We start from the raw sequence: 25,079 nt of genomic DNA, 5'->3' as shown, positions 1-25,079 counted from the left end.
GCTAGCTTTTCCCGTCCTTGCCCAACAGCAGCTGGCCGCGCTTGCGAATCGTGGCCTGCGCCATCTCCGCAAAGCGCTGCAATAGCCAGGGCAGCACCACCTGCACCTTGACATGGTCGTCGGCGACGTCGACCTGCCCCGTCGCGATCTGCCCGAGCGCGCGGATGCGGAAATTCATGCTGTCGCCGCTCCAGCTCTCCTCCTCGACCTGCATCACGGGAATGCTCGCCGCAGCGCGGCCTAGCCCAGTCTTGAGCCGGCGCACCGCCTCCTCGCGGCCCAAGCGGTGGGGAATGGAGACGACAAGCGGTGCTGACATGGCTCTGCCCGGTTAGTGATTGAACCTCACATAGTCATGCCCGGCGGTACCACAAAGGTTCCATGCAAGTTGCGCGTGCACCCGGTGTTTCATTGGCGGAACTTTAGAACCTGCGGCAAGTTGCCCTCGCACCACGGGACAGGTTGCAAACGACCCTTCTAACGAAGGGCTGGAGGAGATTTCCGCATGTCTATCGGTACGATCATTCTGATCATTTTGGTCATCGCGCTGCTCGGCGGCTTCAGCGGCATCGGCGGCGGCCCGTTCTACGGCACCGGCTATTACGGCGGCGGCGGTCTCGGGCTCGTCATCGTGATCCTGCTGATCCTGCTCCTGCTGGGACGGATCTAGCCACCAAACGAAGATCTAGTAGGGTGGGCAAAGGCGCAATGCGCCGTGCCCACCTTTTTGCTCGGCTGAGAGAAGATGGTGGGCACGCTTCACTTTACCCACCCTACTTCGTTTTCCCGGCGAGCTTCTTGATCGCCGCCTTGATCGACGCGGCTGCATCGTCATAACCATCCCACGCCTTCGATCGCGCCAGCAAGCCGGGCACCGTCCGCACCGTGTACCGCTTCGGATCGAGGTCGCTCTTCACCTGCGCCCACGTGACCGGCATCGACACAGTCGCACCATCTCGCGCACGCGGCGACAGCGGCGCCACCGCCGTCGACATCCGATCGTTGCGCAGATAGTCTAGGAAGATCTTTCCGTTGCGCAGCTTCTTCGACATGTTGAGCAGATAGCGCTCGGGAGCGTCGTCCGCCATCCACTGGCAGACGCCTTGCGCGAAGGCCTTGGCCTCCTTCCAGCTCACCTGGTCGCGCGCGCCGTGACGCAGCGGGACCACGACGTGCAGACCTTTGCCGCCGGTGGTCTTGCAGAAGCTTTCCATGCCGATGTCGGTCAGCCGCTGCCGCATCTCCTTGGCGGCCTCAACGACCTCGGCGAAGACGACGTCGGGCGCGGGATCGAGATCGAACACCAGCCGGCCCGGGGTATCGTAGGCGTAGGGCGCGCAATTCCAGGGATGCAGCTCGACGCCGCCGATCTGCGCCACGGCCGCGAGCCCTTCGATGCGGTCGATCTGCAAATAGGGCTTGCGGTCGCCGGAGACCCGCGCGAGCTCCAGAAGGTTCGAGGTGCCCTGCATGGCGTGGCGCTGGAAGAAGCATTCGCCCTTGATGCCGTCAGGGGCGCGGATCAGCGAGCACGGCCGGCCCTTGAGATGCACGATCATCCATTCGCCGACGGCTTCGAGGTAGCGCGCGAGATCCAGCTTGGTAACGGGATCGCCATTGCCGTCGTCCGGCCACAGCGCCTTGTCCGGCTTCGAGAGCACGACACCCATCACTTCGGCAGTGCCGGCTTGCGCTGTTCGTGCACCGGTCTTCGCTTGCGCGCGCGGCTTCGCGCGCTGCTTCGTCGAGGGCTCGGCAAGCTCGGTATCGACCGGTGTCTCGGCCTCGACCTCCTCCGCCGGCTTGTCCTGCCGCAGACCCTTGAAGGCGGCCTGGCGGATATTGCCGTCGGCAGTGAAGCCGGCGAACTCGATCTCCGCCACGAGCTCCGGCTTCAGCCAGTGCACCTCGCGCGTCTTTTTCGGTGCGTTCTTGCCGCCGAAGGGGCTTTGCTTCGCCTCCATAGCCTTCAAGGACGGCATGATGCGCTTGACCTTGTCCGCGCCGAAGCCGGTGCCGACCATGCCGACGAAGGCGAGATGATCACCGCGGTGCACGCCGGCCATCAGCGAACGGAATTTGCCATTGGTGGTCTTGTAACCGCCGATCACGACCTCATGGCCGGCGCGGCATTTTGCTTTGGTCCAGCTTTCTGTCCGCCCCGAACGATAGGGCGCGTCCAGCTTCTTCGACACCACGCCCTCGAGCTCGAGCTTGCAGGCGGATTGCAGCACGGCGTCGCCGCCGCTTTCGAAATGCTCGACATAGCGAATCTGGCTCGATTTGCGCTTACGCGCTTCCAGCAGCTCCTTCAACCGCGCCTTGCGCTCGCCGAGCGGCAGCCGGCGATAATCGAGGCCTTCCGCAAACAGCAGGTCGAACGCAAAGAAGATGAGCTCCTCGGTCTTGCCGTCCGACAGCGCCGCCTGGAGCGACGAAAAATTGGGTGCTCCATTGTGGTCGAGCGCGACGATCTCGCCGTCGACCATCATATCCGGCAGCGCGCCCGCCTCCTTCGCGATAGTTGCGAATTTTTCGGTCCAGTCGAGGCCTTTGCGCGTCTTCAACGTCGCCTTGCCGCCCTCGACCCGCAGCTGCACGCGGTAGCCGTCGAACTTGATCTCGTGGCACCAGCCGTCGCCGCCCGGCGGGCGCTCGACCGACGTACAGAGCTGCGGCGCCACGAAATCCGGCATCTCCGCCGCCTTGTTCGCGGTCGTCGCGGTCGTCGCTTTCTTCTTGACTGTTTTGCCGGTTTTCAACGCCGCGCGGGGCGCCGGCTTGACCGTGCGCTCTTTCGCCTCGTCCGCCCGGTTGGACTGCCAGACCGCGTCGGCCTTGGCCTTGGTGCCCTTCGCCAGCATGAACGGTTTTGGCGCACGGCCCTTGCCTTCGGCGATCTGATCCATCGCGCGGCCGGAGGCGACCGATTTGTCCTCCTCGAGAATGTCGTTGTCTGCGCCCTCGCGAACATATTCGTCGCGATGCTTGATCAGGAGCCAATTGGTCCGTTTGCCGCCGGTGCGGTCGTTGCGCATGCGCACCAGGACCCAGCTGCCGTGCAGCTTCTCGCCGTGCAGCGTGAACTTCAGATCGCCCTTCTTGAAACCGCGTTCGGGATCATCGGATTCCCAGGTGCCGCGATCCCACAGCATGACCGTGCCGCCGCCGTACTGGCCTTCCGGAATCGTGCCTTCGAAGTCGCCATAGTCGAGCGGATGGTCCTCGACCTCGACGGCCAGCCGCTTGTCGTGCGGATCGAGCGAGGGCCCTTTTGTCACCGCCCAGGACTTGAAGACGCCATCGAACTCGAGCCGCAGATCGTAGTGCAGCCGCGAAGCGTCATGCTTCTGAATCACGAAGCGGCGCTGCTTCGACGGCGCCACCGCGGTCTTGCCCGATGGCTCGGGCGTCTTCTCGAAATCACGTTTCTGTCGATACTTGGAGAGCTTTTGCAGCACGACTGGTCCCGGATTCTCTTTGGCGTGAAGCCTATCACGGCCCGCATCCCACCCGGAACCAAAACCCCGCGGGACGGTTGGGGTTCCAAAATGACTCGCAGACGCTGGAGAACGGAATGGCACCGCGCGCCTATTGGAAGGGAACGTTGAAGCTCTCGCTGGTCAGTTGCCCCGTTGTGCTTTATCCGGCGACCACCGCGGCCGAGAAGACGCGGTTTCACATGATCAACCGGGAGACCGGCAACCGGTTGAAGCAGCAGATGATCGACGCCGAGACCGGCGACGTCGTCGAGAGCGACCAGAAGGGGCGCGGCTACGAGCTGCGCAAGGGCAAATATGTCGAGATCGAGCCGGAGGAGCTCGAAGCGGTCCAGATCGAGAGCAACCACACCATCGACATCGAGAGCTTTGTGCCGAGCGACGAGATCGATCAGCGCTATCTCAACCACCCCTACTACATCGCGCCCGACGGCAAGGCCGCGGTCGATGCTTTTGCCGTGATCCGCGACGCCATGAAGGACCAGGATCGCGTCGCGCTCGCCAAGATCGTGCTCACCAATCGCGAGCACATCATCGCGATCGAGCCGCTCGGCAAGGGCCTGCTCGGCACCACGCTGCGCTTCCCCTACGAACTGCGCGACGAGGACCAGTTCTTCGACGACATCAAGAGCCCGAAGATCACCAAGGACATGGTTGAGCTCGCCGGCCATATCCTCCAGACCAAGACCTCCCATTTCGATCCCAGCAAGTTCAAGGACGACTACGAGACCGCGCTGAAGGCCCTGGTGAAGCGCAAGGCCAGCGGCAAGACAATCGAACTGCCGGAGCCCGAGGAGAAGCCGAGCAATGTGGTCAGCCTGATGGATGCGCTGAAGCAGAGCTTGAAGGGACGCGGCGGGAAGAAGACGGCGGCGAAGTCCCATGCGCGCCGGGCGTCGGGGCGAACGGGCGCCGCGAAGAAGACGCATCGGTCGACAGCGCGGCAGAGGAAGGCGGGTTAGCTCTCCACCGCGCACCTCACTCTCTTCCCTCATGGTGAGGAGGCGCGAAGCGCCGTCTCGAACCATGCAGGCCTCGCTGCAACAGTCGGGACCTTCATCCTTCGAGACGCGCGTTCCGCGCTCCTCAGGATGAGGGATGCAGCGTCAATCCCCCGCCTTCAGCCGATAGCCGATCCCCGTCTCCGTCAGCACATGTTGCGGCCGTTCCGGATCCGCTTCGATCTTTTGCCGGAGCTGGCGGACATAGACGCGGAGATATTGCGCGTCGGTCAGCTCGTCCCATAACTCCCTCAGCAGGAAGCGGTGGGTGAGCACCTTGCCGGCGTGCTGCACCAGCACACGCAGGAGGTCATATTCCTTCGGCGACAGTTTGACGTCGCGCTCGCCGACCCTGACGACCCGGCGCACCAGATCGACCGAGAGATCGCCGGCACGAAACACCGGCCGTTCGCCCTGGATCTGAAGCTGGTGGCGCAGCGCGGCGCGCAGGCGCGCCAGCAGCTCGTCCATGCCGAACGGCTTCGTCAGGTAATCGTCGGCCCCGAGATCGAGCGCCTCCACCTTGCCGGCTTCGTCGCCACGGCTCGACAGCACCACGATCGGCACAGCTTCGTTGCGGGCGCGGATGGTACGCAACAGCTCATGGCCCTGGATGTCGGGCAGGCCGAGATCGAGGATGATCAGCGCGGGATCCTCGCTGAGCTTCTCCAGCGCGGTCTTGCCGTTCGACGCCTCCAGGATCTCATAGCCTTGCGTCGAGAGCCCCATCCGCAGCAATTTGCGGATCGGCGGCTCGTCGTCGATGACCAGCACTTTGATCGGGGCGGCGCTCATGCGGCGGTATCCAATGCACGGGTCCGGGCGGGAATGGGCAGACGGATGGTCAGAACCGCGCCGCTCCGGTCGCTGCGATTCGCCGCCGAGATCGTGCCACGCATCGCCTCGACGAAGCCGCGGGAGATGGCGAGCCCGAGCCCGGTGCCGGGACGGACATGGTCGCCCTTCTGCACGCGATAAAACTTGTCGAACACCCTCTCGAGCTCCTCAGACGGAATGCCGTCGCCCTCGTCGGCAATCTGGAGCACCACATGATCGCTGTCGCGCCGGCTGCGGATCGAGACCGTCGCGTGGGGCTGCGAATATTTGGCGGCGTTGTCGAGCAGGTTGAACAGCACCTGCTCGAACAGCACCGCATCGAGCTGGAGCATAGGAAGGTCTGCGGCCAACTCCAGCTCCACCTTGTGGGCGGTGAGGATCTTGGCTGCCCGCCGGAGCGCGCTGCCGACGATCTCTCCGAGATCGTGCAACGCAGCGTTGGGCACGATGGCGCCGGATTCGAGCTTGGTCATGTCGAGCAGATTGGCGATGAAGCGGTTGAGCCGTTCGGATTCGTCGATGACCGTCGCGAGCAGGTCGCGATTCTCGGTGTCGGAGAGCGCGCTGGCGAGATCGCGCATGGTCGAGGCCGCACCCAGCACGGATGCGAGCGGCGTCTTCAGGTCGTGTGAAATCGAGGTCAACAATGCGGAACGCAGCCGCTCGGATTCGACGGAGCGCTTGACGCGATCGACGTCCTCGACCAGCAGCACGCGTTCGATCGCCAGCGCGCCCTGGTCGACCAGCGCGTCGAGCAGCCGGCGCTGGTCCGGCGTCAGCAAGGGACCGGTGCGGTCGTTGTCGATTCCGATGACCCCGATCGGGCCGCGCCCGGTGCGCATCGGCAGGAATAGCCGTTTTGCACCAGGCAGCGTGTCCGAGCCGCGGCCTGCAGGCCGGTCATTGCTCCAGGCCCAGTTGGCGGCCGCAAGGTCGGCCTGATCGAGATCGTCCTCGGGCGGATAGCCCGACTTCACCGTGAGCAGCCCTTCGTCCGGCAACAGCAGCACCACGCGGACTTTCAGCATCAGCGCGATCTGGTAGGCGGTCGCCCACAGCACGTCGTCGAGCGTGCCGGTGCCGGCGAGCTTGCGGCTGAAAGCATAGAGCTGCTCGGTGGTCCGGATGCGGCCGATCGCAGCATCAGCCTGGGTGCGGACCCGCCCCGCCACATTCGACACCACGAACGCAATCAGCATGAAGAAAAAGAACGCCGCGACATTGGTCGGATCGGTAATGGTGAAGGTATAGACCGGCGGCAGGAAGAAGAAATTGTAGGCGAGGGACGCCGCGACACTCGCAAGCAACGACGGCCACAATCCGTAGCGCACGGCAACCGTCACCACGGCGGTCAGAAACATCAGGTCGACGTTCTCAATGCCGAAATACGGCTTGATCGCCACGGCGGCAGCGAGGCCAAGCGCGGTGATCCCGACCGCCTTCAGATAGGGCCGCCCATCGAACGGGTCCGATCGCGTTGCGGTCTGTACCGCCGTCTTCGGCGGCGGCTCGTTCGTGAATTCGTCGCCAGGGATGACATGCACGCTGATGTTACCGGCGCGGCGCACCAGATCGTGCACGACGGAGCCGCGCGTCATCTCGAACCAGAGCGAGCGCGTGGACTTTCCGATCACGATCTGGGTGACGTTGTTGCCCTGCGCGAAGTTGACCACGTCGTCGGCGAGGCGGCGGCCGACGCCCGGAATCGTCAGTGCCTCGCCGCCGAGCGATTCCGCGAGCCGCAGCGTATCGGCGAGCCGGTCGCGCTCCTCATCGGACATTTGCAGGGACCGCCGCGTCTCGATCGACACCGCGATAAACGGCGCGTGCAGCCGGTCGGCCAGCCGCTTGGTGTAACGCACGAGGCTGGCCGCGCGCGGATCTTCGCTGATGCAGACGAGGATGCGCTCGCCTGCGGCCCAGGGACCGGCGATCGCGTTCGCCTGCATGTGGCTGAGTAGCTGCTCGTCGACCCGTTCGGCCGTGCGCCGCAGCGCGAGTTCACGCAGCGCGGTCAGGTTGCCCGGCGAGAAATAATGCTCCAGCGCCCGCTCGGCCTGCCTGGGGACATAGACCTTGCCTTCCTTCAGGCGCTGGATCAGGTCGTCGGGCGTGAGGTCGATCAGCTCGATGGCGTCTGCGCGGTCGAACACCGAATCCGGCACGGTCTCGCGCACCCGCACATGGGTGATCTGCGCGACAACGTCGTTCAGGCTCTCGATGTGCTGGATATTGACGGCGGTGTAGACGTCGATGCCGTGGGACAGCAGCTCCTCGACATCGAGATGGCGTTTTGGATGGCGACAAAGGGGAGCATTGGTGTGGGCGAGCTCGTCGACCAGCGCGATTTTCGGGCGGCGCGCGATCACGGCGTCGAGATCCATTTCTTCGACAATCTGGCCGCGGTAGTCGAGCTTCTTGCGCGGGATCACTTCCAGCCCACGCACCAGCGCCTCTGTCTCGGCCCGGCCATGGGTCTCGACGAAGCCGACCACGAGGTCGATGCCGGCCTTGCGCTTGGCGTGGGCGCTTTGCAGCATCTCGTAGGTCTTGCCGACGCCGGGAGCGGCGCCGACGAAGATTTTCAGCTTGCCGCTCACGCCCTCCTCCCGGCGCGCGGCCTCCAGCAGCGCCTCGGGCGAAGGACGTTGTTCGGGATCGCGGCGCTCTCGGACCATCAGATCAATATTATCATCCGCGCGGACCTAGCCTAGACTACTTCGTGGCACGATCGAGCGCGAGATTCAGAGTCAGCACGTTGACCCGGGGCTCGCCGATCAGGCCGAGCAGGCGGCCCTGGGTGTTGGAAGCCACCAGTTGCTTGACCTGATCCTCCGGCACGTTTCGCGCCTTCGCGACGCGCGGCACCTGGAATTGCGCCGCTTCCGGCGAGATATCCGGATCGAGGCCACTGGCTGAGGTCGTCACGAGGTCGACCGGCACGGCGGCATTCGGATTCTCGCCCCTGAGCTTGTCCACGTCTTCCTGCAGCCGGTCGGCCAGCGCCTTGCTGGTCGGGCCGAGATTTGAGCCACCCGAATTCGCGGCGTTGTAGGGCGCCGGTACCGTCTTGGTCGAATCGTTCGGATTCGGCGCCACCGTCGCCGAGGGACGGCCGTGGAAATATTTGTCGTCCTTGAACTCCTGCCCGATCAGGGCGGAGCCGACCACCTTGCCGTCGCGCTCGATCAGGCTGCCCTGCGCCTGCGCGGGGAAGATCGCGCCGGCAATAGCGGTCATCGCGAGCGGATAGGCTAAGCCAGTGATGGCGGTGAGCACCAGCAGCAGGACGATGGCGGGGCGGATTTCTCTGAGCATGTGTTTCTCCTATTTCTTTCGTCATTGCGAGGGGCGAAGCGACGAAGCAATCCAGTCTCTCAGCCGCGGCAAGAATTCTGGATTGCTTCGCTTCGCTCGCAATGACGGGGTTAGGCCAAATGCAAAGCGGTCACCACGAGGTCGATCGCCTTGATGCCGATGAAGGGAATGACGATTCCGCCGAGGCCGTAGATCAGCAGGTTGCGCCGGAGCAGTGCGCCGGCCCCGACCGCGCGATAGGCGACGCCCTTCAGCGCCAGCGGGATCAGCGCGATGATAACAAGCGCGTTGAAGATGATCGCCGACAGGATGGCGCTCTGCGGGCTCGACAGATTCATGATGTTGAGCACATTGAGCTGGGGGTAGAACGCCAGGAACATCGCCGGGATTATCGCGAAATATTTCGCGGCGTCGTTGGCGATCGAGAATGTAGTCAGCGCGCCGCGCGTCATCAGGAGCTGCTTGCCGATCTCGACCACCTCGATCAGCTTGGTCGGATTGGAGTCGAGGTCGACCATGTTGCCGGCCTCGCGAGCCGCCTGGGTGCCCGTGTTCATGGCGACACCGACATCTGCCTGCGCGAGCGCCGGCGCATCGTTGGTGCCGTCGCCGCACATCGCCACCAACTTACCCTTGGCCTGCTCGTCGCGGATCAGCTTGAGCTTGTCCTCGGGAGTTGCCTGCGCCAGGAAGTCGTCGACGCCGGCCTCCGCTGCAATCGCGGCGGCCGTCATGGGATTGTCGCCGGTAATCATGACGGTGCGGATGCCCATGCGTCGCAGCTCGGCAAAGCGCTCGCGGATGCCGCCCTTGACGATGTCCTTGAGCTGGATGACGCCGAGCAGCTTGCCGTCCTTGGCGACCGCCAGCGGCGTGCCGCCGGCCTTCGATATCTCGTCGGCAATGGTCTGGATCTCGCGGCCGATGTCCGAGAGCCCGGCGGGCTGGATGGAACGAGCCGTGTTGCCGGAGGCGACCACCAGCGGCGCACCGCCACCGACATAGTTGAGGATCGCATCGACCGCGCCCTTGCGCACCGACGAGCCGCCGGCATCGACGCCGCTCATGCGGGTCAGCGCCGTGAACGGGATGAAGGTGGCTCCCAACTCGGCCATGTCGCGGCCACGGATACTGTATTTTTCCTTGGCCAGCACCACGATCGAACGGCCCTCCGGGGTCTCGTCGGCGAGCGAGGCGAGCTGGGCCGCGTCCGCGAGCTCCTGCTCGGTGACCCCGCGCACCGGGCGAAAGGAGGTCGCCTGGCGGTTGCCGAGCGTGATCGTTCCGGTCTTGTCGAGCAGTAGCGTGTCGACGTCTCCGGCGGCCTCGACCGCACGGCCGGACATCGCCAGCACGTTGAAGCGGACCAGACGGTCCATGCCGGCGATGCCGATCGCCGACAGCAGTGCGCCGATCGTGGTCGGGATCAGCGTCACGAACAGCGCAACCAGCACAACCACCGAGATCGAGCCGCCGGCATAGGCCGCGTAGCTCGGGATGGTGACGGTGGCGAACACGAAGATGATGGTGAGGCCCGCCAGCAGGATGTTGAGCGCGATCTCGTTCGGAGTCTTCGCCCGCTCGGCGCCCTCGACCAGCTTGATCATACGGTCGATGAAGGTCGAGCCCTGCGCTGCCGTGATCCGCACGCGAAACCAGTCGGACAGCACCTGGGTGCCGCCGGTCACCGCCGAACGGTCGCCACCGGATTCGCGGATCACGGGTGCGGACTCGCCGGTGATGGCGGCCTCGTTGACGGACGCGACGCCCTCGATCACCTCGCCATCGGAGGGAATGGTATCGCCGGCCTCGACCAGCACGATGTCGCCGACCTTGAGGCTGGTGCCGGGCACCAGCTTGAAGGTGCGGTCAGAGCCGGTCAGTAGCTTGGCCTGGCTCTCGGTGCGGGTCTTGCGCAGCGATTCCGCCTGCGCCTTGCCGCGGCCTTCTGCTACCGCTTCGGCGAAGTTGGCAAACAGCACCGTGAACCAGAGCCAGACGATGATCTGGAAGGTGAAGCCGAGATTCTCACCGGCGGTGAGGAGATCGCGCAGGAAGATCACAGTGGTGAGCGCGGCCACGATCTCGACCACAAACATCACCGGATTCTTGATCATCAAGCGCGGATCGAGCTTGATGAAGGACGCGCGGATCGCAGGCACGACGATCTTGGGATCGAGCATCGCCGAGACGGACGCGCGTTTTTGCAGTTTCGTGGTATCCATGGAGGTCACTCCAAACAATCAGAAGGCGGTCGATCAGAACACTAGTCGTTCAGAACACTTGGCCGGCGTTCATCGCGAGATGCTCGACGATGGGGCCGAGGGCGACGGCCGGGAAGAAGGTGAGGCCGCCGATGATCAGGATCACGCCGACGACGAGGCCGACGAACAGCCCGCCCGTGGTCGGGAGGGTGCCCGCGGACGGCGGGATCGATTTCTTGGCGGCCAGCGAACCCGCGATCGCCATCGCCGGGATGATCATGAAGAAGCGGCCGACGAACATCGCGCTTGCGAGCGCGAGATTGTAGAAGAAGGTGTTGCCGGTGAGGCCCGCGAATGCCGAGCCGTTGTTGCCGGTCGCCGAGGTGAAGGCATAGAGCACCTCGGTGAAGCCATGCGGCCCGGCATTCGCCATCGAGGCGACCGCCGCCGGATAGACCACGCCGACCGCGGTCCATCCCAGATACATCAGCGGCAGCACCAGGATCGCGAGCATCGCCATCTTCACCTCGCGCGCCTCGATCTTCTTGCCGACATACTCCGGCGTGCGGCCGACCATCAGGCCTGCCACGAAGATCGCGAGCACGACGAACAGCAGCATGCCATAAAGGCCGGCGCCGACGCCGCCGACGATGATTTCGCCGAGCTGCATATTGATCAGGGGAATCATGCCGCCGAGCGCCGTGAAGCTGTCATGCATGGCGTTGACCGCGCCACAGGAGGCGGCCGTCGTGATCACGGCGAACAGGGAGGACGCGATGATGCCGAAGCGAACCTCCTTGCCTTCCATGTTGCCGCCGGTCAGGCCGAGCGCGTGCAGGGTCGAAGTACCGTTGGCCTCCGCCCAATAGGTGATGGCGACACCGGCGACGAACAGCACACCCATCACGGACAGGATCGCCCAGCCCTGGCGCTGGTTGCCGACCATGCGGCCGAACACGTTGGTCAGCGCCGCACCCAGAACGAAGATCGACAGCAACTGCACGAAGTTCGACAGCGCGGTTGGATTTTCGAACGGATGCGCCGCATTGGCGTTGAAGAAGCCGCCGCCATTGGTGCCGAGCATCTTGATCGCGACCTGGGAGGCGACCGGGCCGACCGCGATGGTTTGCTTGGCACCCTCGAGCGTGGTGGCCTCGACATAGTCACCGAGCGTCTGCGGGATGCCCTGCCAGACCAGGAACAGCGTATAGACAATACAGATTGGCAACAGCACATAGAGGCTGCAGCGGGTGACGTCGACCCAAAAATTTCCGACGGTGCGCGCCGACGCGCGCGAGAAGCCGCGGATCAGGGCGACCGCCAGCGCGATGCCGGTTGCCGCCGACAAGAAGTTCTGGTGCGTCAAGCCGAGCATCTGCACGAGATAGGACAGCGTGCTCTCTCCACCGTAATTCTGCCAGTTGGTGTTGGTGATGAAGGAGATCGCGGTGTTGAAGGAGAGATCCGCGGCGACAGCGCTTTGGCCGGCCGGATTGAACGGCAGGACGGCCTGCAACCGCATCACGCCGTAGATGATGAGGAAGCCGCCGACATGGAACAACAGCATGGCGACCGTATAGGTCAGCCAATGCTGCTCGCGCTTCTCGTCGACGCCGGAGAACCGGTAGATGCCGGCCTCGATCGGACGCAGCACCGGAGACAGGAAGGTCCGCTCGCCGTTGAACACGCGCATCATGTACCAGCCGAGCGGTTTTGTGAGCGCGACGGTAATGACGCAAAAGAGAATGATCTGGAGCCAACCGATCATAGTCATGATATCAACCCTTCAGGCTTCGTGAGCACGGTCAGAACCGCTCGGGCCGCAGCAGCGCGTAAGTGAGGTAGAACAGGAGGCCGAGCGAAACGGCGCCGGCGAGCGAATAATCGAAGATCATGGCCGCTCCTTCAAAGCCGTTCGCAGGCGTAGGTGTAGCCAATCGCAAGGGCGAAGAAGCCGAAGCCCAGCGCCAGCATCAGAATGTCCATCATGGAGATACTCCTCGTTGCGCCATTGATTTGGACGCAACCGTTTCTCGGGAGACCCGGTCGGCGCGTGAAAGGAAATGCCAGTGCATTTCCACCGGCCCACCGGGACTTTTGCCGTGCTGAAGTGCCATCCCAGGCATAGGTTTTCGAGACGAGGGCCGTGGCGAAGTTATAGGAATCTCATAAAAGGCCGAGGCTGGCCTGGTCGGACAACGCTCGCGAGGCACATCACATCGTCGTCCCGGCGAAGGCGGAGAATGGCGCGCGACCGCCCCCATCCCGCACTTATGAAATCCCTATATCTCCCGCCCCGCCCCCATCTCGTTTTCAAATGCCGTTTTGGCCATCTTGGAGAGCCCGGCCGACTGACCGACGCCACCTCCAGGAGGCCTGACATGACCACCGCCGCTCTCCGACACTACGATCCACCGTCACTTGGCAACCGCTTGCGCAATGCGCAGGTGATGACGCAACCGTTGATGCTCGAGATCATCGACAAGGCGTGTCGGCACTTCCCTTCGCTCGGACAGATCGAGCCCACTGCGCGCGTCACGCGCCTGATCGAAGCAGAAGCCTGGGCCGATGCCGCGCTGGCACTGATGGAGCTGGAGCTGCCGCTCTGGCAAGTCCGCCGCATCGCCTATGACGAGGGTGAATGGCACTGCGCTCTCTCGCGCGAGCGCGAGTTGCCGGACTGGCTCGACGCCGCGGTCGAGGCGCGCCACGCCGATCTCGCGCTCGCGCTGCTGTCGGCTTTCATAGAGGTCGAGGCATTGGCCCTGGAAGTTTCGCGTCCGAGCGTTCCCACTGTTCGTCCCGCGCCTGACCCGCTCTACGAGCCGGTCGGCAGCGAAAATTTCGGCTAGTGGGCGCGGTCCTGACACTCGTCATCACACTAGTGGCGCGCGGGCTCGGAGCATAAACCGTCACGCCCATCGACCGCGAATTGACCATGGCTGCCTACGGGGCGAGCAACCGGCTCCGCAGCGCGGTCGCGACGCCCGGCTGAAGGCACGTCTCCCGCACCAAAAACACTCGGCCGATCTGGCGCAGTTTCACGGAACCGTGTAGATCGGTTTCATGAGCATCAGCAAGGTCAACGTGGTCGCCCATCCCCTGGTCCAGCACAAGCTCTCCCTGATGCGGGAGAAGGACCGCTCGACCAAGAGCTTTCGCGAAATCCTGAACGAGATCGGGATGCTGCTCGGCTACGAGGTGACGCGCGACCTGCCGCTGGAGCTGGTCGAGATCGAGACGCCGATTGCGCCGATGCGGGCGCCCAAGATCGCCGGCAAGAAGCTCACGCTGGCGCCGATCCTGCGCGCCGGCGTCGGCTTCCTCGACGGCATGCTGGCGTTGATGCCCTCGGCGCGCATCGCTCATATCGGGCTCTACCGCGATCCTGATACGTTGCAGGCCGTGGAGTATTATTTCAAGGCGCCGCAGGACCTGTCGGACCGCACCGTGATCCTGATGGATCCGATGCTGGCGACCGGCAACTCGGCCTGCGCCGGCGCCTCGCTGCTGAAGGCGCGCGGCGCCCGCGACATCCGCTTCGTCTGCCTTCTGGCCGCGCCTGAAGGTATCGCGCAGTTCCAGAGCGAGCATCCGGACGTGCCGGTCTGGACCGCCGCGATCGACGAGCGGCTCAACGACCACGGCTACATCGTGCCGGGGTTGGGCGACGCCGGCGACCGGATGTTCGGCACCAAGTAGACAGGTTCGCGCGATCGGGTTAGTCCGGTTGCAAATGAGCGCCAACGAATTTTCGCTGCAATCGCTGATCCGGGCCGAGGCCGCCGCCGATCCCGCCTTCGTGTTCGACGGCACGCCGGTCTCGCGCGCGGAGTTCTCGGAAAAGATCCAGCAGACCGCCGCCTGGCTTGCCGCGCAGGGTATCGGCAAGGGTGACGTCGTTGCGGTCTGGCTGGTCAACCGGATCGAATGGATCGCACTGCTGTTCGCCGCCGCCCGGCGTGGGGCAATCGTCGCCGCCGTCAATACACGCTACCGCAGCGCGGAGGTCGCGCATCTCCTGAAGCTGTCCGGCGCCCGTGTGATGGTGATCGAAGCCGCGTTCCGCTCGATCGACTTTGCCGCTATTCTCGCCGACGTGGCCAAGGACGAGGTGCCCGCGCTGCGAGAACTCGCGGTGGTCGGCGCGGATGAGATTCCCGCCCAATGGCCATGCGTACGCTTCGACGCCTTCGACAAGCCTTATCCGCCGGCTACGCCGGAGGAGGAGGACGTCGATCTGCCTCTGCTGCTCTACACGACGTCGGGCACCACCAAGGGACCGAAGCTTGTCGCGCATTCACAGCGAACATTGGCCACGCACGCCGCCGCCGTTGCCAAGGCGCTCAAACTCTCGCCGCAGCGCCATGCGCTGCTGGCGATGCTGCCGTTCTGCGGCACTTTTGGCATGACGAGCCTGCTCGGCTTCGTCGCAGCGGGCGCGGCCGTCCATGCGCTCGACGCCTTCGAGGCCGCGCCGGCGCTGAAGATTCTCCGCAAGTGCGGGATCACGCACGCCTTTGGTTCCGACGAGATGTTCCGCCGCATCCTCGCCCTCACCGACGCGCCGCATCCATTTCCGCATGTCGAGGCATGCGGCTTTGCCGCGTTCCAGCCCGGCTGGCGCGAGCTTGCGGCGGAGGCCGAAGCGCGCGGCATGCCGTTGCACGGCCTCTATGGTTCGAGCGAGGTGCAGGCGCTGTTCTCGATCGCACGCTCGAGTGATGGCTTCGCCGATCGCATCGAGGGCGGCGGCTGGCCGATGTCGCCGGAGGCCAAGGTCCGGGTGCGCGACACCGAGACCGGCGAACTCGCCCCTCGCGGCGTCTCCGGCGAGATCGAGATCCGTGCGCCGTCACTCTTTCTCGGCTACTACAACAATCCCGACGCGACGCGCGACGCCTTCACCGCGGACGGCTTCTTCCGCACCGGCGATATCGGCCAGCTGCGCGGCGACGGCTCCTTCGTCTACGAAACCCGCGCGGGCGACGCCATGCGGCTCGGCGGCTTCCTGGTTGCGCCCGGCGAGATCGAGGACGAACTCAAATCGTGCGCTGGCGTGGCCGACGCCCAGGTCGTCGCGGTCGATCTGAAGGGAAACGCACGCTGCGTTGCCTTCGTGATCCCCGCTCGGGAAACCCACCACGAGCCGCCGCGGCAGGACGCGCTGATCGCGCGCCTGCGCGAGCGGCTCGCCGGCTACAAGGTCCCGGCTCGGATCTACGTCGTGGAGGCCTTCCCCGTCACCGACAGCGCGAACGGCGTCAAGATCCAGCGCGCCCGGCTTCGGGCCATGGCGATGGACCGGATCGCGGCCGAATAGCTCTGCCGTAGCGCGTCGCGGTGATCGGGCGCGAATATCGCGGCGCCCGGCAATGGTACGTGTTCGAGCTTAGTATGACTTGGCCAGTCCAAGCACCTTTTCCGCGATGAAGCTCAGCGCAAGCTGCGGGCTGACCGGCGCGATGCGCGGAATCAGAACTTCACGCAAGTAACGCTCGACGTGAAACTCCTTGGCATAGCCAAAACCGCCATGGGTCATCACCGCCTGCTCGCAGGCGTGATATCCGGCCTCACCCGCAATGTATTTCGCGGCATTGGCGGCGCCACCGCAAGGCATGCCCTTGTCGTATTGCCAGGCCGCCGACATCACCATCAACCAGGCCGCCTCGAGCTCGACCCAGTTTACAGCCAGCGGATGCTGAATGCCCTGGTTCTTGCCGATCGGCCGGTTGAACACCACGCGGGTCTTGGCGTATTCGGTCGCGCGCGACAGCGCGAGCTTGCCGAGGCCGACGGCTTCCGCGGCGATGAGAATGCGCTCGGGGTTCATGCCTTCGAGGATGTACTGGAAGCCTTTGCCCTCTTCGCCGATGCGATCCTCCATCGGGATTTCAAAGTCCTCGAAGAACAGCTCGTTGGAATCGACGACCTTGCGGCCCATCTTCTCGATCTCGTGGACCTTGATCCTGTTGCGGTCGAAGTCCGTATAGAACAGGCTCAGCCCATGCGTCGGCGAGCGCACGTCCTCCAGCGGCGTGGTGCGCGCCAGCAGCAGGATCTTGTGCGCGACCTGCGCGGTGGAGATCCACACCTTCTGGCCGTTGACGATATAGCGGTCGTTCTTGGCCACCGCTCGGGTCTTGAGCTGGGTGGTGTTGAGGCCGGTGTTAGGCTCGGTCACGGCAAAGCAGGCCTTCTCGCGGCCCTCGACCATCGGCGGCAGCATGCGCTTGCGCTGTTCCTCGGTGCCGAACACGACCACGGGATTGAGACCGAACACGTTGATGTGCACCGCGGAGGCGCCGGACATGCCGGCGCCGGATTCCGCGATGGCGCGCATCATGATCGCGGCTTCGGTGATGCCGAGGCCGGAGCCGCCATATTCCTCCGGCACGCAGATGCCGAGCCAGCCGGCGTCCGCCATGGCCTTGTGAAAGTCGTGCGGGAAGCCGCCGTCGTGGTCCTTCTTCAGCCAATAGGCGTCGGGAAAGTCTTCGCAAACCTTTGCGACGGCATCGCGAATGGCTTCCTGCTGAGCGGTGAGCGCGAAATCCATATTCTTGATCTCCTTCTTGGGAGAAGCGAACGCGCAATCTCCCCCTCGTCGCGTTCCCCACGCGAAGGCCGTGGCGGATTGGTGCGCCCGAACGTGCCTTCGCTTGCGTTCTTTAACTTGAAAAGCAGGGTACAGATACGTGAATTTCCCTATCAACTGTGTGTAGCATGCATAGGGTCATGCGGCGCGAGGATGCGAGCGCGCCGTTATTTCGCAGGGAGGAAACCGCGATGGCCGGACTTTATTTCGAGGAGTTTTCGGTGGGCCAGGAGTTCAGGCATCCCCTGACGCGGACCGTCACGGAGATGGACAACACCCTGTTCAGCCTGCTGACGCTCAATCCGCAGCCGCTGCACATCGACGCACATTTTTCGGCCCAGACCGAGTTCGGCCAGCGCATTTTCAACAGCCTTTACACCCTCGGCATCATGATCGGCATGACGGTCTATGATACGACCATGGGGACCACCGTTGCCAATCTCGGCATGACGGACGTCACTTTTCCGAAACCGGTCTTCCATGGCGATACGCTGCGGGCGACGACAAAGGTGCTTTCGTTGCGGGAATCCAAATCGCGCCCCAAGGCGGGCATCGTCGAGTTCGAGCACCACGCTCTCAACCAGAACGACGAGATCGTCGGCAAATGCCGCCGCATGGCGATGATGCACAAGAGGCCGGTCTGATGCGTTCGATGCTGTTCGTGCCGGGCGACTCCCCGCGCAAATTCGAGAAGGCCAGCGAAGGCAACGCCGACGCGCTGATCATCGATCTCGAAGATTCCGTCGTCACCGACAAGAAGCCGGAGGCGCGCGGGTTGACGCTGACGATGCTGAAGGGCCGCAACAAGCCCCACCAGCTCTATGTCCGCGTCAACGCGCTCGACACCGGCATGACGCTCGCCGACCTTGCCGCGGTGATTCCGGGCCAGCCCGACGGCATCGTGCTGCCGAAATCGCAGGGCGGCGACGACGTGCGACAGGTCGCGACCTGGCTGGAAGCTTTGGAAGCTGCGGCTGGTATCGCCATTGGCTCAACACGCATCGTCTGCGTCGCGACCGAAACCGCAGCTTCGATCTTCGGGCTCGGCAGCTACAAGGGCTGCTCTCCTCGCCTCGCGGGCCTGATGTGGGGCGCGGAAGATCTCTCGGCCTCGCTCGGCGCGACTGAGAAAGCGGCGGGCGGCGTGTTCCACAGCCCTTATCGTCTGGCCCGCGATCTCTGCCTGATGGCGGCCGCCGCGGCCGAGGTCGCGCCGATCGACACCGTCTATACCGACATCGACAATCTCACCGGACTCGAACAGGAAACGCGCGCGGCGCGGCGTGACGGTTTTTCGGCGAAAGCGCTGATCCATCCCAAGCACGTCGACGTGGTCAACGCGGCGTTCGAGCCGACCGAAGCCGAGCGCAATTGGGCCGAGAAGGTGATCGCGGCGTTCGCGAGCAATCCGAACTCCGGCACGCTGCGCCTCGACGGCCAGATGATCGACAAGCCGCATCTTCGCGCCGCAAAGAAGATCCTCGGCCAGAGTTAGATCAGGACGCCGCGCTGCGACAGATGGGATCGAAGCCACTCTCAGCGTCGTCGTGGCCGGGCTTGTCCCGGCCATCCAGGGCTTCCACGCAACCGGCACCCAAAACGTGGATGCCCGGGACAAGCCCGGGCATGACGAAGCGAAACGTCCGGCCCCTCACTTTCCGCAGGCGGGGAGAGGGGAGCGTTAGACGATCTTGATCGACATATCCGGCAAGCCGTCGAGCTTGCACAACAGCACGTCGCCCTTCACGACCGGGCCGACATTCTCCGGCGTGCCGGAATAGATGATGTCGCCGGCCTTCAGCTCGAACGCTTCCGACAGTTTTGCGATTTGCTCGGCCACGCTCCAGATCATCTTGCTGAGATCCGAGCTCTGCTTCACCGTCCCGTTGATCGCCAGCGAGATGGCGCCCTTGTCGAAATGCCCGGTCTTGCTGGCCGGGTGGATCGGGCCGATCACCGCGGCGTGGTCAAAGCTCTTGCCGATCTCCCACGGCTTCTTCTCCGCGGCCATCCCGTTCTGGAGATCGCGCCGGGTCATGTCGAGGCCGAGCGCGTAGCCATAGACGTGGTCGAGCGCCTTCTCGGCCGGGATGTTGCTGCCGCCGGATTTCAGCGCGGCGACCAGCTCGACCTCGTGGTGATAGTTCTTGGTCAGCGACGGATAGGGATGATCGGCGACTTCGCCCACGGCGACGTTCTGGATCGCGTCGGTGGGCTTCTGGAAGAAGAACGGCGGCTCGCGGTTCGGGTCCGAGCCGCGCTCGATCGCGTGCGCCGCGTAGTTGCGCCCGATGCAGTAGATGCGGCGGACCTGGAACACCTGAGTTTCGCCGACGATCGGGATGGTGACCATCGGCACTGGAAAGATCGGCTTCGGGCCGGCCTGCGCCGCGGCCGGCGCAACTTCCGCGATTGAGGCAGCACTTGCCGCCGCGGCAATTGCGAGCAGCTCCCGTCGCGTTGCTGATGTCTCTTTCATGGCTTGTGCTCCCTTTTTATGTTCGTTGGGCGCATAATGCGCGCCGAGCCGCCTGATAATCAATATTCAGTATGCCAGCAATGCTGGACCGGCACGTCGACTAATTTAGAACAGGCCGGCTGCAGCCGAGCCTTCCGAACCGGCTCCCTTTCACCCTAGCATGGAACTTGCATAAATTCTGGGCGACATGGACGCCGCATGAACCTCATCAGCCTCGATATCCGCATGCTCCGGTCGCTGATCTCCGTGGTCGAGACCGGCAGCATCACCGAGACCGCGCGGCGGCTGGGCCGCACTCAGCCGGCGATCACTCTGCAATTGCAGCGGCTGGAGGAGCTCACCGGCAAGCAATTGTTCGAGCATGTCGGGCGCCGGCTCACGCTGAGCGAGGACGGCACCACGGTTCTCACCTACGCCAAATCCATCCTGAGGTTGCATGACGAATTGATTTCGCAGCTGGCGTCACAGGAGATCGAGGGTCAGGTCGTGCTCGGCACGCCCGACCTCTATGCCGCCTTCATGCTGCCGCAGATCCTCAGCGTGTTCCGAAAATCATTCCCGCGCGTCCAGGTCGAGCTCAATTGCGCGCTCTCGACGCCGCTGGTGGGCCTCGTCAAGCGCGGCGATGTCGACATCGCGCTCGTCACCCGCATGAACGATTTTACGGGCGGCCAGGTGGTACGGCGCGAGCAACTGGTCTGGATGACCGGCGAGCAGTCCTCCGCGCACCAGGAACGGCCTATCCCGCTGGCGTTGCTGCCGCCCGGCAACATCTATCGCGACTACGCGATTGACACGCTGGAACGTGCGAATCTGCGCTGGCGCATCGCCTGCGTCAGCGAAAGCGTCGGCGGCCTCCAGGCGGCGGCCTTCGCCGGCATGGCCGTGACCGTACTCGGCCGCAGCGCGCTGGTGCCGGCGATGCGCGAGATCGGCCCGAACGAGGGCCTGCCGCCGCTGCCGAAGATCGAGCTGCTGCTTTACAAGTCGAGCGGCGCGACCTCGAAGGCGGCGACCGCCTTGCACGACTATCTCGCGCACTATCTGCGCCTCGACGAGGAGCTCAGCGGCCGCGGCGAGCCGATCGAGCTGGGATAAAGCCATCCGGACGTTCGCGCAGCGGTCGTCCCAAACTGCGTCCCGGGTCCACGATCGCAGACAAAGAGCGACCGGCTTGCTGCGGTGATATCCTCTTTGATTGGCCTAGCGAACGAGGCGGTTGCTTCCTGCATTGGCATTGCGCGGCTCGGTTGCTGGAGCCACTCGGACGAGGACCGTGAGCGGTGTGCCGTTGCGCAGCAGAGCGAGCTTCACCTCGTCGCCGACCCGCGCAAGACCAATGGTATTGCGCAGCTGCGCGGCGGTGCGGATCGGGCGGCCCTCCGCCGTGGTGACAATGTCGCCCTTGTGCAGGCCAGCCTTCTCGGCCGGCGAATCCGCGGCAACTTCGGCGATGAGCGCGCCTTCGGTGCGTCCCTTGTTGACGGACGGGTGGAGGTCCTTCAGCGAAATGCCGATGCGACCGCGCTCGACCCTGCCGGTGGCGATGATCTGCTCCATCACCTTGCGCGCCATGTTGACGGGAATGGCAAAGCCAATACCGACATTGCCGCCAGCGGGCGAGATGATGGCCGAATTTATGCCGACCAGTTCGCCCTGCAGGCTGACCAGCGCGCCGCCGGAATTGCCGGGATTGATAGCGGCGTCGGTCTGAATGAAGTCTTCATAACCCTGCTTGCCGAGGCCGGTTCGGCCTAGGGCGCTGACGAGGCCCGACGTCACCGTCTGGCCGAGGCCGAAGGGATTGCCGATCGCGAGCACGAAGTCCCCGACTTCCAGTGCGTCGCTGTCACCGAGGGGAAGCGCCTTCAGTCCGGTCGGATTCTGGATCTGGAGCACGGCGACGTCCGTCGGCGAGTCGCGGCCGACGACCTTTGCGGAAAACTGCCGGCCGTCCTTGGTCGTGATCTGGAGGGCGGAGGTGCCTTCGACCACGTGGTTGTTGGTCAGCACGTAGCCGCTCCGGGCATCGACGATCACGCCGGAGCCGGTCGCGCTGACTTCCTTCTCGATCTGCCTCGGAACGTCGAAGAATTCGCGGAACAGCGGGTCACGATAGAGCGGATTGTCCTCGCGTACCCGGCCGTGCACCGAGATGTTGACCACCGCCGGCGTCACCTGCCGAACCAGAGGCGCCAAAGTCGGCACCGAGCCGCCCGGCTTCAGATCGGGGATCTGGCCTGCGGCGGGATGTGACGCCGTCAGTATCAGCACCAGCAACGCAAGCGAGAACGAACGCATAGCAATCGTCTTCATGACCAGTCGCATCGTCTGAGATTGAAATCAGAGAGCCGCTTCACGTTTGTCTGGCGGCACGTCGAGCCAGCCTTGCAAGGCTAGAAATGGAATGGCCCAGGCCGCGGAGACCTGGCCGACCAGCACCAGAGCAAGAACGGCCTGCGTGAGCATCACGCGCCTCGCCGTTCTGCGGCGGCCCAAGGCCGCCGCAAGCGCATCGGGACGCCGCCGCCGCGCGGCGGGTCGTCGTCATTGTCGCCGTCGAGCCGGCGCAGGGCCGCGAGAATATCGGCGAGCCGAATCGTACGGTTCATGCCGGGAATTTCACGCAAAGCGGGACAGGATTCGACGGCGTACATGTCGGACGCCCATGACGACAGAATGATCCGCTTCTCCGGCGTGGAGAGCTCCTTTGCATTCAGGACATCCGCGGGCGAACCGTAGTGAACCGCGGGATGAAACAGCGGGTTGAGATTTCCGGAATTCGTATTCACGTTTGTCATCGGTTGGGCCTCCCCTGACGCTCCTTTCGAAGGGATGGATGTGCTGATGATCGAATGGCCGTTCTCTCATGCATGTGGGAGCGCGGCGCGCATATCTGAGCGCCGCGTTCCACCATTCCCCTCGATCGAGCGCTTAGGCTGCTTTCTTCTGCTCGATCTGAGTTGCAGGAGAGGCCGCGCCCGCGATCTGGATCCGGCGCGGCTTCATCGCTTCCGGAACCTCACGGACGAGGTCGATGATCAAGAGGCCGTCCTGGAAGGACGCCTGCTTCACCTGGACATAATCGGCCAGGTTGAACACGCGCCGGAACGGCCGTGCGGCGATACCCTGGTACAGATATTCGCCCGTCGCACCTTCGGGCTTCTTGCCCTCGACGGTCAGCGCATTCTGTTCGGCCGTCACCGTGATATCGTTGACGCCAAAGCCCGCCACAGCGAGGCTGATCCGGTAGTGATCTTCGCCGGAGCGTTCGATGTTATAGGGGGGATAGTTGTCTTCGCTCGCCTGGCGCAGCGCGCTGTCGACGAGACCCGCCAGATGATCGAAGCCGACGGTGGAGCGCCACAGGGGCGCGAAGTCAAACGTGGTCCTCATAACCAAGTCCTCCAAAGAGCAAGATGGATACGAAGGAGCGCAGGACAGGGTTTTAGACGGGTCCAAAGACACCGGCCCGGCGCCCGCTCCGGGCCCCTCGCGGGCACCCGGCACACCGCTCTCGCGGCGAAAATGACTTAGAAGAACGCAAGTCGACTTCAAGAGGGCCCCTCGAAAAATTTTTCGGGCGCAGAGGCCGACCGGCAGGACGCGGCCGGCCCGCTCCAGGCCGGGTTCGGCTCACGCCTTCGCGCGGGCACGATCCGGTTCGCGCAACGCCAGCTGCGGCCAGAACGCCGCCCATGGCTGGGCCGCTTCGAACGCAGCGGCGATGCGGAAGATCGTGGGCTCGTCGAGCCAGGGAGCGACGATCTGCAAGCCGATCGGCAGCCCATCGCGATCGAAGCCGCAGGGCAGCGTCGCGGCCGGAAGGCCGGCGAGATTGATCGGCCAGGTGAAGGGCGACCAGCCGAGATGCGGATCGACATTGCCGCCGTCGATCGTGTCGACGCCGAGGCGGCCGGCCTCGAACGCGGTCACCGCGACGGTCGGCGTCACCAGCGCATCGACGCGCTCGAACAGCTTCAGGAAGCTGCTGCGAGCCTGGGCGCGGCGATACCCTGCTTCGATATAGTCCGTGCCGCTGTAGCACCTGCCGGCACTGATGACGTCAAGATAATCTGCTTCGGAGCTGGCGAGATCGGCCGTGGTCTTGCTCGAGACCGCGCCCGCCTGTTCGGTAAAGGCGATCGGCTTCAGCGTGTGCTCCAGGATCCCGGGATCGAGGCCCGGACCATCCATGGTGACCTGCGCGCCGCAGGCATCGAGAATGGCCAGCGCCTTGCCGAACGCCGCGCGCACATCGGGGCTGACCGCGGCGTAGCCGAGATCGACGCTGGCGCCGATGCGAATGCCGTTCAACGGCGCGGCCTTCGTATCGAACCGACGCGCCGCCACCGGCAGGCTCGCGGGATCGCGCAGATCGTAAGCAGCGATGATCTCCAGCGTCAGCGCGGCATCCGCGACCGTGCGCGTAATCGGCCCGGTATGCGCGAGCGAGCCCCAGGACGGTGGCGAGAAGCCGGGCGAACGGGGCACCAGGCCAAAGGTCGGCTTCAGGCCAAACACACCGCAGAAGGACGAGGGCACGCGGATCGAGCCGACCCCATCGGTTCCGATCGCGATCGGACCGCAGCCGGCGGCAACGCCCGCCGCCGCGCCGCCGCTCGATCCGCCACTGGTGCGACCCGGGTTCCAGGGATTGCGCGTGGTGCCGGTGACCGGGCTGTCCGCCGTCAACTTGTAACCGGACTCGCAGGTCGTGGTCTTGCAGGTGACGATCGCACCCGCTTCCTTCAGCGCTGAGACAACCGCCGCGTCGACATCGGGCACGAACGCCTTGTTCATCGGTGAGCCGCCATAGGCCGGCACGCCCGCGACAAAGACCAGGTCCTTGATCGTGACGGGGACACCGGCGAGCGCTCCCTTGGTCTCGCCGGCGCGCATCTCCCTGGTGAGACGGTCGGCCTCCGCCCTCGCCTGCCCGTACATCGGCGTCACCACCGCGTTGCAGGCCTCGTTCGTCGCCTCCAGTGCGGCAATGGTGTCGTCGACGACATCGCGCGGAGTGAACGCCTTGCGCCGGTAGCCGGCCAGGATCTCGGTTGCGGAAAGCGAGCCAAGGCCAGTCGGCACCGGCGGGAAGGCCGTTCGGCCGGAACCATCAGTCATCATCAACCCTAAAAG

Annotated in this window: 23 protein-coding genes; 8 read left to right on the top strand and 15 right to left on the bottom strand. The window is 64.5% G+C overall.

Annotated elements, in window-relative coordinates; translation table 11 throughout:
• Position 1: 1 nt before the first annotated feature.
• Positions 2-319, bottom strand: coding sequence for a polyhydroxyalkanoic acid system family protein (locus tag AC0L23_RS11850; RefSeq protein ID WP_085351913.1), 318 nt, complete (start codon positions 317-319; stop codon positions 2-4).
• 186 nt (positions 320-505) lie between these two features.
• Here AC0L23_RS11850 and AC0L23_RS11845 point away from each other — a divergent pair, with 186 nt between their 5' ends.
• The gene (locus AC0L23_RS11845; protein ID WP_007595743.1) at positions 506-670 is read left to right on the top strand and encodes a DUF3309 family protein; all 165 of its coding nucleotides are present in this window, start codon (positions 506-508) and stop codon (positions 668-670) included.
• Positions 671-773: 103 nt separating this feature from the next.
• On the opposite strand, the gene ligD is transcribed toward AC0L23_RS11845, so the two are convergent.
• Entirely contained in the window at positions 774-3,461 is a 2,688-nt protein-coding gene (gene ligD, locus AC0L23_RS11840) for a DNA ligase D (RefSeq protein ID WP_018454049.1), read from the bottom strand.
• A gap of 116 nt (positions 3,462-3,577) precedes the next feature.
• Here ligD and ku point away from each other — a divergent pair, with 116 nt between their 5' ends.
• Complete coding sequence (gene ku, locus AC0L23_RS11835) at positions 3,578-4,462, top strand: non-homologous end joining protein Ku (protein WP_018454048.1); 885 nt, start codon at positions 3,578-3,580, stop codon at positions 4,460-4,462.
• Positions 4,463-4,606: 144 nt separating this feature from the next.
• On the opposite strand, the gene AC0L23_RS11830 is transcribed toward ku, so the two are convergent.
• From AC0L23_RS11830 to AC0L23_RS11805, 6 genes are all read right to left on the bottom strand, one after another.
• Positions 4,607-5,296, bottom strand: coding sequence for a response regulator transcription factor (locus AC0L23_RS11830; protein WP_085395700.1), 690 nt, complete (start codon positions 5,294-5,296; stop codon positions 4,607-4,609).
• The gene (locus tag AC0L23_RS11825; RefSeq protein ID WP_085361509.1) at positions 5,293-8,016 is read right to left on the bottom strand and encodes a sensor histidine kinase; all 2,724 of its coding nucleotides are present in this window, start codon (positions 8,014-8,016) and stop codon (positions 5,293-5,295) included. The genes AC0L23_RS11830 and AC0L23_RS11825 overlap by 4 nt, the downstream gene beginning before the upstream one ends.
• A 37-nt stretch (positions 8,017-8,053) precedes the next feature.
• Complete coding sequence (locus tag AC0L23_RS11820) at positions 8,054-8,656, bottom strand: K(+)-transporting ATPase subunit C (protein ID WP_018454045.1); 603 nt, start codon at positions 8,654-8,656, stop codon at positions 8,054-8,056.
• Positions 8,657-8,766: 110 nt separating this feature from the next.
• Positions 8,767-10,881, bottom strand: a complete 2,115-nt coding sequence (kdpB, locus tag AC0L23_RS11815; protein WP_085395701.1) for a potassium-transporting ATPase subunit KdpB — start codon at positions 10,879-10,881, stop codon at positions 8,767-8,769.
• A gap of 49 nt (positions 10,882-10,930) precedes the next feature.
• Positions 10,931-12,634, bottom strand: coding sequence for a potassium-transporting ATPase subunit KdpA (gene kdpA / locus AC0L23_RS11810; RefSeq protein ID WP_085395702.1), 1,704 nt, complete (start codon positions 12,632-12,634; stop codon positions 10,931-10,933).
• Between the two features lie 31 nt (positions 12,635-12,665).
• On the bottom strand, positions 12,666-12,755 hold the full coding sequence (locus AC0L23_RS11805) for a K(+)-transporting ATPase subunit F (RefSeq protein WP_018454042.1): 90 nt from the start codon (positions 12,753-12,755) through the stop codon (positions 12,666-12,668).
• A gap of 486 nt (positions 12,756-13,241) precedes the next feature.
• Here AC0L23_RS11805 and AC0L23_RS11800 point away from each other — a divergent pair, with 486 nt between their 5' ends.
• The 3 genes from AC0L23_RS11800 to AC0L23_RS11790 all read left to right on the top strand — a co-directional run bounded on the left by AC0L23_RS11800 (position 13,242) and on the right by AC0L23_RS11790 (position 16,183).
• Positions 13,242-13,712, top strand: coding sequence for a hypothetical protein (locus tag AC0L23_RS11800; protein ID WP_162496394.1), 471 nt, complete (start codon positions 13,242-13,244; stop codon positions 13,710-13,712).
• Between the two features lie 214 nt (positions 13,713-13,926).
• Positions 13,927-14,562 carry a uracil phosphoribosyltransferase gene (upp, locus tag AC0L23_RS11795; RefSeq protein ID WP_085395704.1) on the top strand — a complete coding sequence of 212 codons (636 nt, stop codon included), beginning with the start codon at positions 13,927-13,929 and terminating at the stop codon, positions 14,560-14,562.
• A gap of 34 nt (positions 14,563-14,596) precedes the next feature.
• Positions 14,597-16,183, top strand: coding sequence for an AMP-binding protein (locus tag AC0L23_RS11790; protein ID WP_085395705.1), 1,587 nt, complete (start codon positions 14,597-14,599; stop codon positions 16,181-16,183).
• Between the two features lie 69 nt (positions 16,184-16,252).
• Here AC0L23_RS11790 and AC0L23_RS11785 read toward each other — a convergent pair whose 3' ends face one another.
• Positions 16,253-17,419, bottom strand: coding sequence for an acyl-CoA dehydrogenase family protein (locus AC0L23_RS11785; RefSeq protein ID WP_007613843.1), 1,167 nt, complete (start codon positions 17,417-17,419; stop codon positions 16,253-16,255).
• 179 nt (positions 17,420-17,598) lie between these two features.
• Here AC0L23_RS11785 and AC0L23_RS11780 point away from each other — a divergent pair, with 179 nt between their 5' ends.
• Together AC0L23_RS11780 and AC0L23_RS11775 are read left to right on the top strand one after the other, a co-directional pair.
• Positions 17,599-18,102 (top strand): MaoC/PaaZ C-terminal domain-containing protein, encoded by a 504-nt coding sequence (locus AC0L23_RS11780; protein ID WP_018454038.1) that lies wholly within the window; start codon positions 17,599-17,601, stop codon positions 18,100-18,102.
• Positions 18,102-18,953 (top strand): HpcH/HpaI aldolase/citrate lyase family protein, encoded by an 852-nt coding sequence (locus AC0L23_RS11775; protein ID WP_162496395.1) that lies wholly within the window; start codon positions 18,102-18,104, stop codon positions 18,951-18,953. Before AC0L23_RS11780 ends, AC0L23_RS11775 begins: the two co-directional genes overlap by 1 nt.
• 186 nt (positions 18,954-19,139) lie before the next feature.
• Here AC0L23_RS11775 and AC0L23_RS11770 read toward each other — a convergent pair whose 3' ends face one another.
• A complete protein-coding gene (locus AC0L23_RS11770; RefSeq protein WP_085361511.1) occupies positions 19,140-19,937 on the bottom strand; it encodes a fumarylacetoacetate hydrolase family protein in 798 nt (265 codons plus the stop codon).
• A 198-nt stretch (positions 19,938-20,135) separates the two neighbouring features.
• Between AC0L23_RS11770 and AC0L23_RS11765 the strand changes: the two genes are divergently transcribed.
• Complete coding sequence (locus AC0L23_RS11765) at positions 20,136-21,035, top strand: LysR substrate-binding domain-containing protein (RefSeq protein WP_018454035.1); 900 nt, start codon at positions 20,136-20,138, stop codon at positions 21,033-21,035.
• Between the two features lie 105 nt (positions 21,036-21,140).
• On the opposite strand, the gene AC0L23_RS11760 is transcribed toward AC0L23_RS11765, so the two are convergent.
• From AC0L23_RS11760 to AC0L23_RS11740, 5 genes are all read right to left on the bottom strand, one after another.
• Entirely contained in the window at positions 21,141-22,253 is a 1,113-nt protein-coding gene (locus AC0L23_RS11760) for a trypsin-like peptidase domain-containing protein (RefSeq protein ID WP_018454034.1), read from the bottom strand.
• A 27-nt stretch (positions 22,254-22,280) separates the two neighbouring features.
• Complete coding sequence (locus AC0L23_RS11755) at positions 22,281-22,406, bottom strand: hypothetical protein (protein WP_018454033.1); 126 nt, start codon at positions 22,404-22,406, stop codon at positions 22,281-22,283.
• Positions 22,406-22,738, bottom strand: coding sequence for a hypothetical protein (locus tag AC0L23_RS11750; RefSeq protein ID WP_085395707.1), 333 nt, complete (start codon positions 22,736-22,738; stop codon positions 22,406-22,408). Before AC0L23_RS11750 ends, AC0L23_RS11755 begins: the two co-directional genes overlap by 1 nt.
• A 133-nt stretch (positions 22,739-22,871) precedes the next feature.
• Positions 22,872-23,333 (bottom strand): Hsp20 family protein, encoded by a 462-nt coding sequence (locus AC0L23_RS11745; RefSeq protein ID WP_018454031.1) that lies wholly within the window; start codon positions 23,331-23,333, stop codon positions 22,872-22,874.
• 240 nt (positions 23,334-23,573) lie between these two features.
• On the bottom strand, positions 23,574-25,064 hold the full coding sequence (locus AC0L23_RS11740) for an amidase (RefSeq protein ID WP_085395720.1): 1,491 nt from the start codon (positions 25,062-25,064) through the stop codon (positions 23,574-23,576).
• Positions 25,065-25,079: the final 15 nt, after the last annotated feature.

Source organism: Bradyrhizobium sp. MI1.4, assembly GCF_055811315.1.
Note: the sequence above shows the minus strand (reverse complement) of the source record. Positions and strands in the feature narration are given on the sequence as shown.

Excerpts from the sequence above, each read along its gene's own strand:
- AC0L23_RS11850 (WP_085351913.1), bottom strand. The coding sequence starts at position 319 with ATGTCAGCACCGCTTGTCGTCTCCATTCCCCACCGCTTGGGCCGCGAG.
- AC0L23_RS11845 (WP_007595743.1), top strand. The coding sequence starts at position 506 with ATGTCTATCGGTACGATCATTCTGATCATTTTGGTCATCGCGCTGCTC.
- ku (WP_018454048.1), top strand. The coding sequence starts at position 3,578 with ATGGCACCGCGCGCCTATTGGAAGGGAACGTTGAAGCTCTCGCTGGTC.
- AC0L23_RS11830 (WP_085395700.1), bottom strand. The coding sequence starts at position 5,296 with ATGAGCGCCGCCCCGATCAAAGTGCTGGTCATCGACGACGAGCCGCCG.
- AC0L23_RS11825 (WP_085361509.1), bottom strand. The coding sequence starts at position 8,016 with ATGGTCCGAGAGCGCCGCGATCCCGAACAACGTCCTTCGCCCGAGGCG.
- AC0L23_RS11820 (WP_018454045.1), bottom strand. The coding sequence starts at position 8,656 with ATGCTCAGAGAAATCCGCCCCGCCATCGTCCTGCTGCTGGTGCTCACC.
- kdpB (WP_085395701.1), bottom strand. The coding sequence starts at position 10,881 with ATGGATACCACGAAACTGCAAAAACGCGCGTCCGTCTCGGCGATGCTC.
- kdpA (WP_085395702.1), bottom strand. The coding sequence starts at position 12,634 with ATGACTATGATCGGTTGGCTCCAGATCATTCTCTTTTGCGTCATTACC.
- AC0L23_RS11805 (WP_018454042.1), bottom strand. The coding sequence starts at position 12,755 with ATGATCTTCGATTATTCGCTCGCCGGCGCCGTTTCGCTCGGCCTCCTG.
- AC0L23_RS11800 (WP_162496394.1), top strand. The coding sequence starts at position 13,242 with ATGACCACCGCCGCTCTCCGACACTACGATCCACCGTCACTTGGCAAC.
- upp (WP_085395704.1), top strand. The coding sequence starts at position 13,927 with ATGAGCATCAGCAAGGTCAACGTGGTCGCCCATCCCCTGGTCCAGCAC.
- AC0L23_RS11790 (WP_085395705.1), top strand. The coding sequence starts at position 14,597 with ATGAGCGCCAACGAATTTTCGCTGCAATCGCTGATCCGGGCCGAGGCC.
- AC0L23_RS11785 (WP_007613843.1), bottom strand. The coding sequence starts at position 17,419 with ATGGATTTCGCGCTCACCGCTCAGCAGGAAGCCATTCGCGATGCCGTC.
- AC0L23_RS11780 (WP_018454038.1), top strand. The coding sequence starts at position 17,599 with ATGCGGCGCGAGGATGCGAGCGCGCCGTTATTTCGCAGGGAGGAAACC.
- AC0L23_RS11775 (WP_162496395.1), top strand. The coding sequence starts at position 18,102 with ATGCGTTCGATGCTGTTCGTGCCGGGCGACTCCCCGCGCAAATTCGAG.
- AC0L23_RS11770 (WP_085361511.1), bottom strand. The coding sequence starts at position 19,937 with ATGAAAGAGACATCAGCAACGCGACGGGAGCTGCTCGCAATTGCCGCG.
- AC0L23_RS11765 (WP_018454035.1), top strand. The coding sequence starts at position 20,136 with ATGAACCTCATCAGCCTCGATATCCGCATGCTCCGGTCGCTGATCTCC.
- AC0L23_RS11760 (WP_018454034.1), bottom strand. The coding sequence starts at position 22,253 with ATGAAGACGATTGCTATGCGTTCGTTCTCGCTTGCGTTGCTGGTGCTG.
- AC0L23_RS11755 (WP_018454033.1), bottom strand. The coding sequence starts at position 22,406 with ATGCTCACGCAGGCCGTTCTTGCTCTGGTGCTGGTCGGCCAGGTCTCC.
- AC0L23_RS11750 (WP_085395707.1), bottom strand. The coding sequence starts at position 22,738 with ATGACAAACGTGAATACGAATTCCGGAAATCTCAACCCGCTGTTTCAT.
- AC0L23_RS11745 (WP_018454031.1), bottom strand. The coding sequence starts at position 23,333 with ATGAGGACCACGTTTGACTTCGCGCCCCTGTGGCGCTCCACCGTCGGC.
- AC0L23_RS11740 (WP_085395720.1), bottom strand. The coding sequence starts at position 25,064 with ATGACTGATGGTTCCGGCCGAACGGCCTTCCCGCCGGTGCCGACTGGC.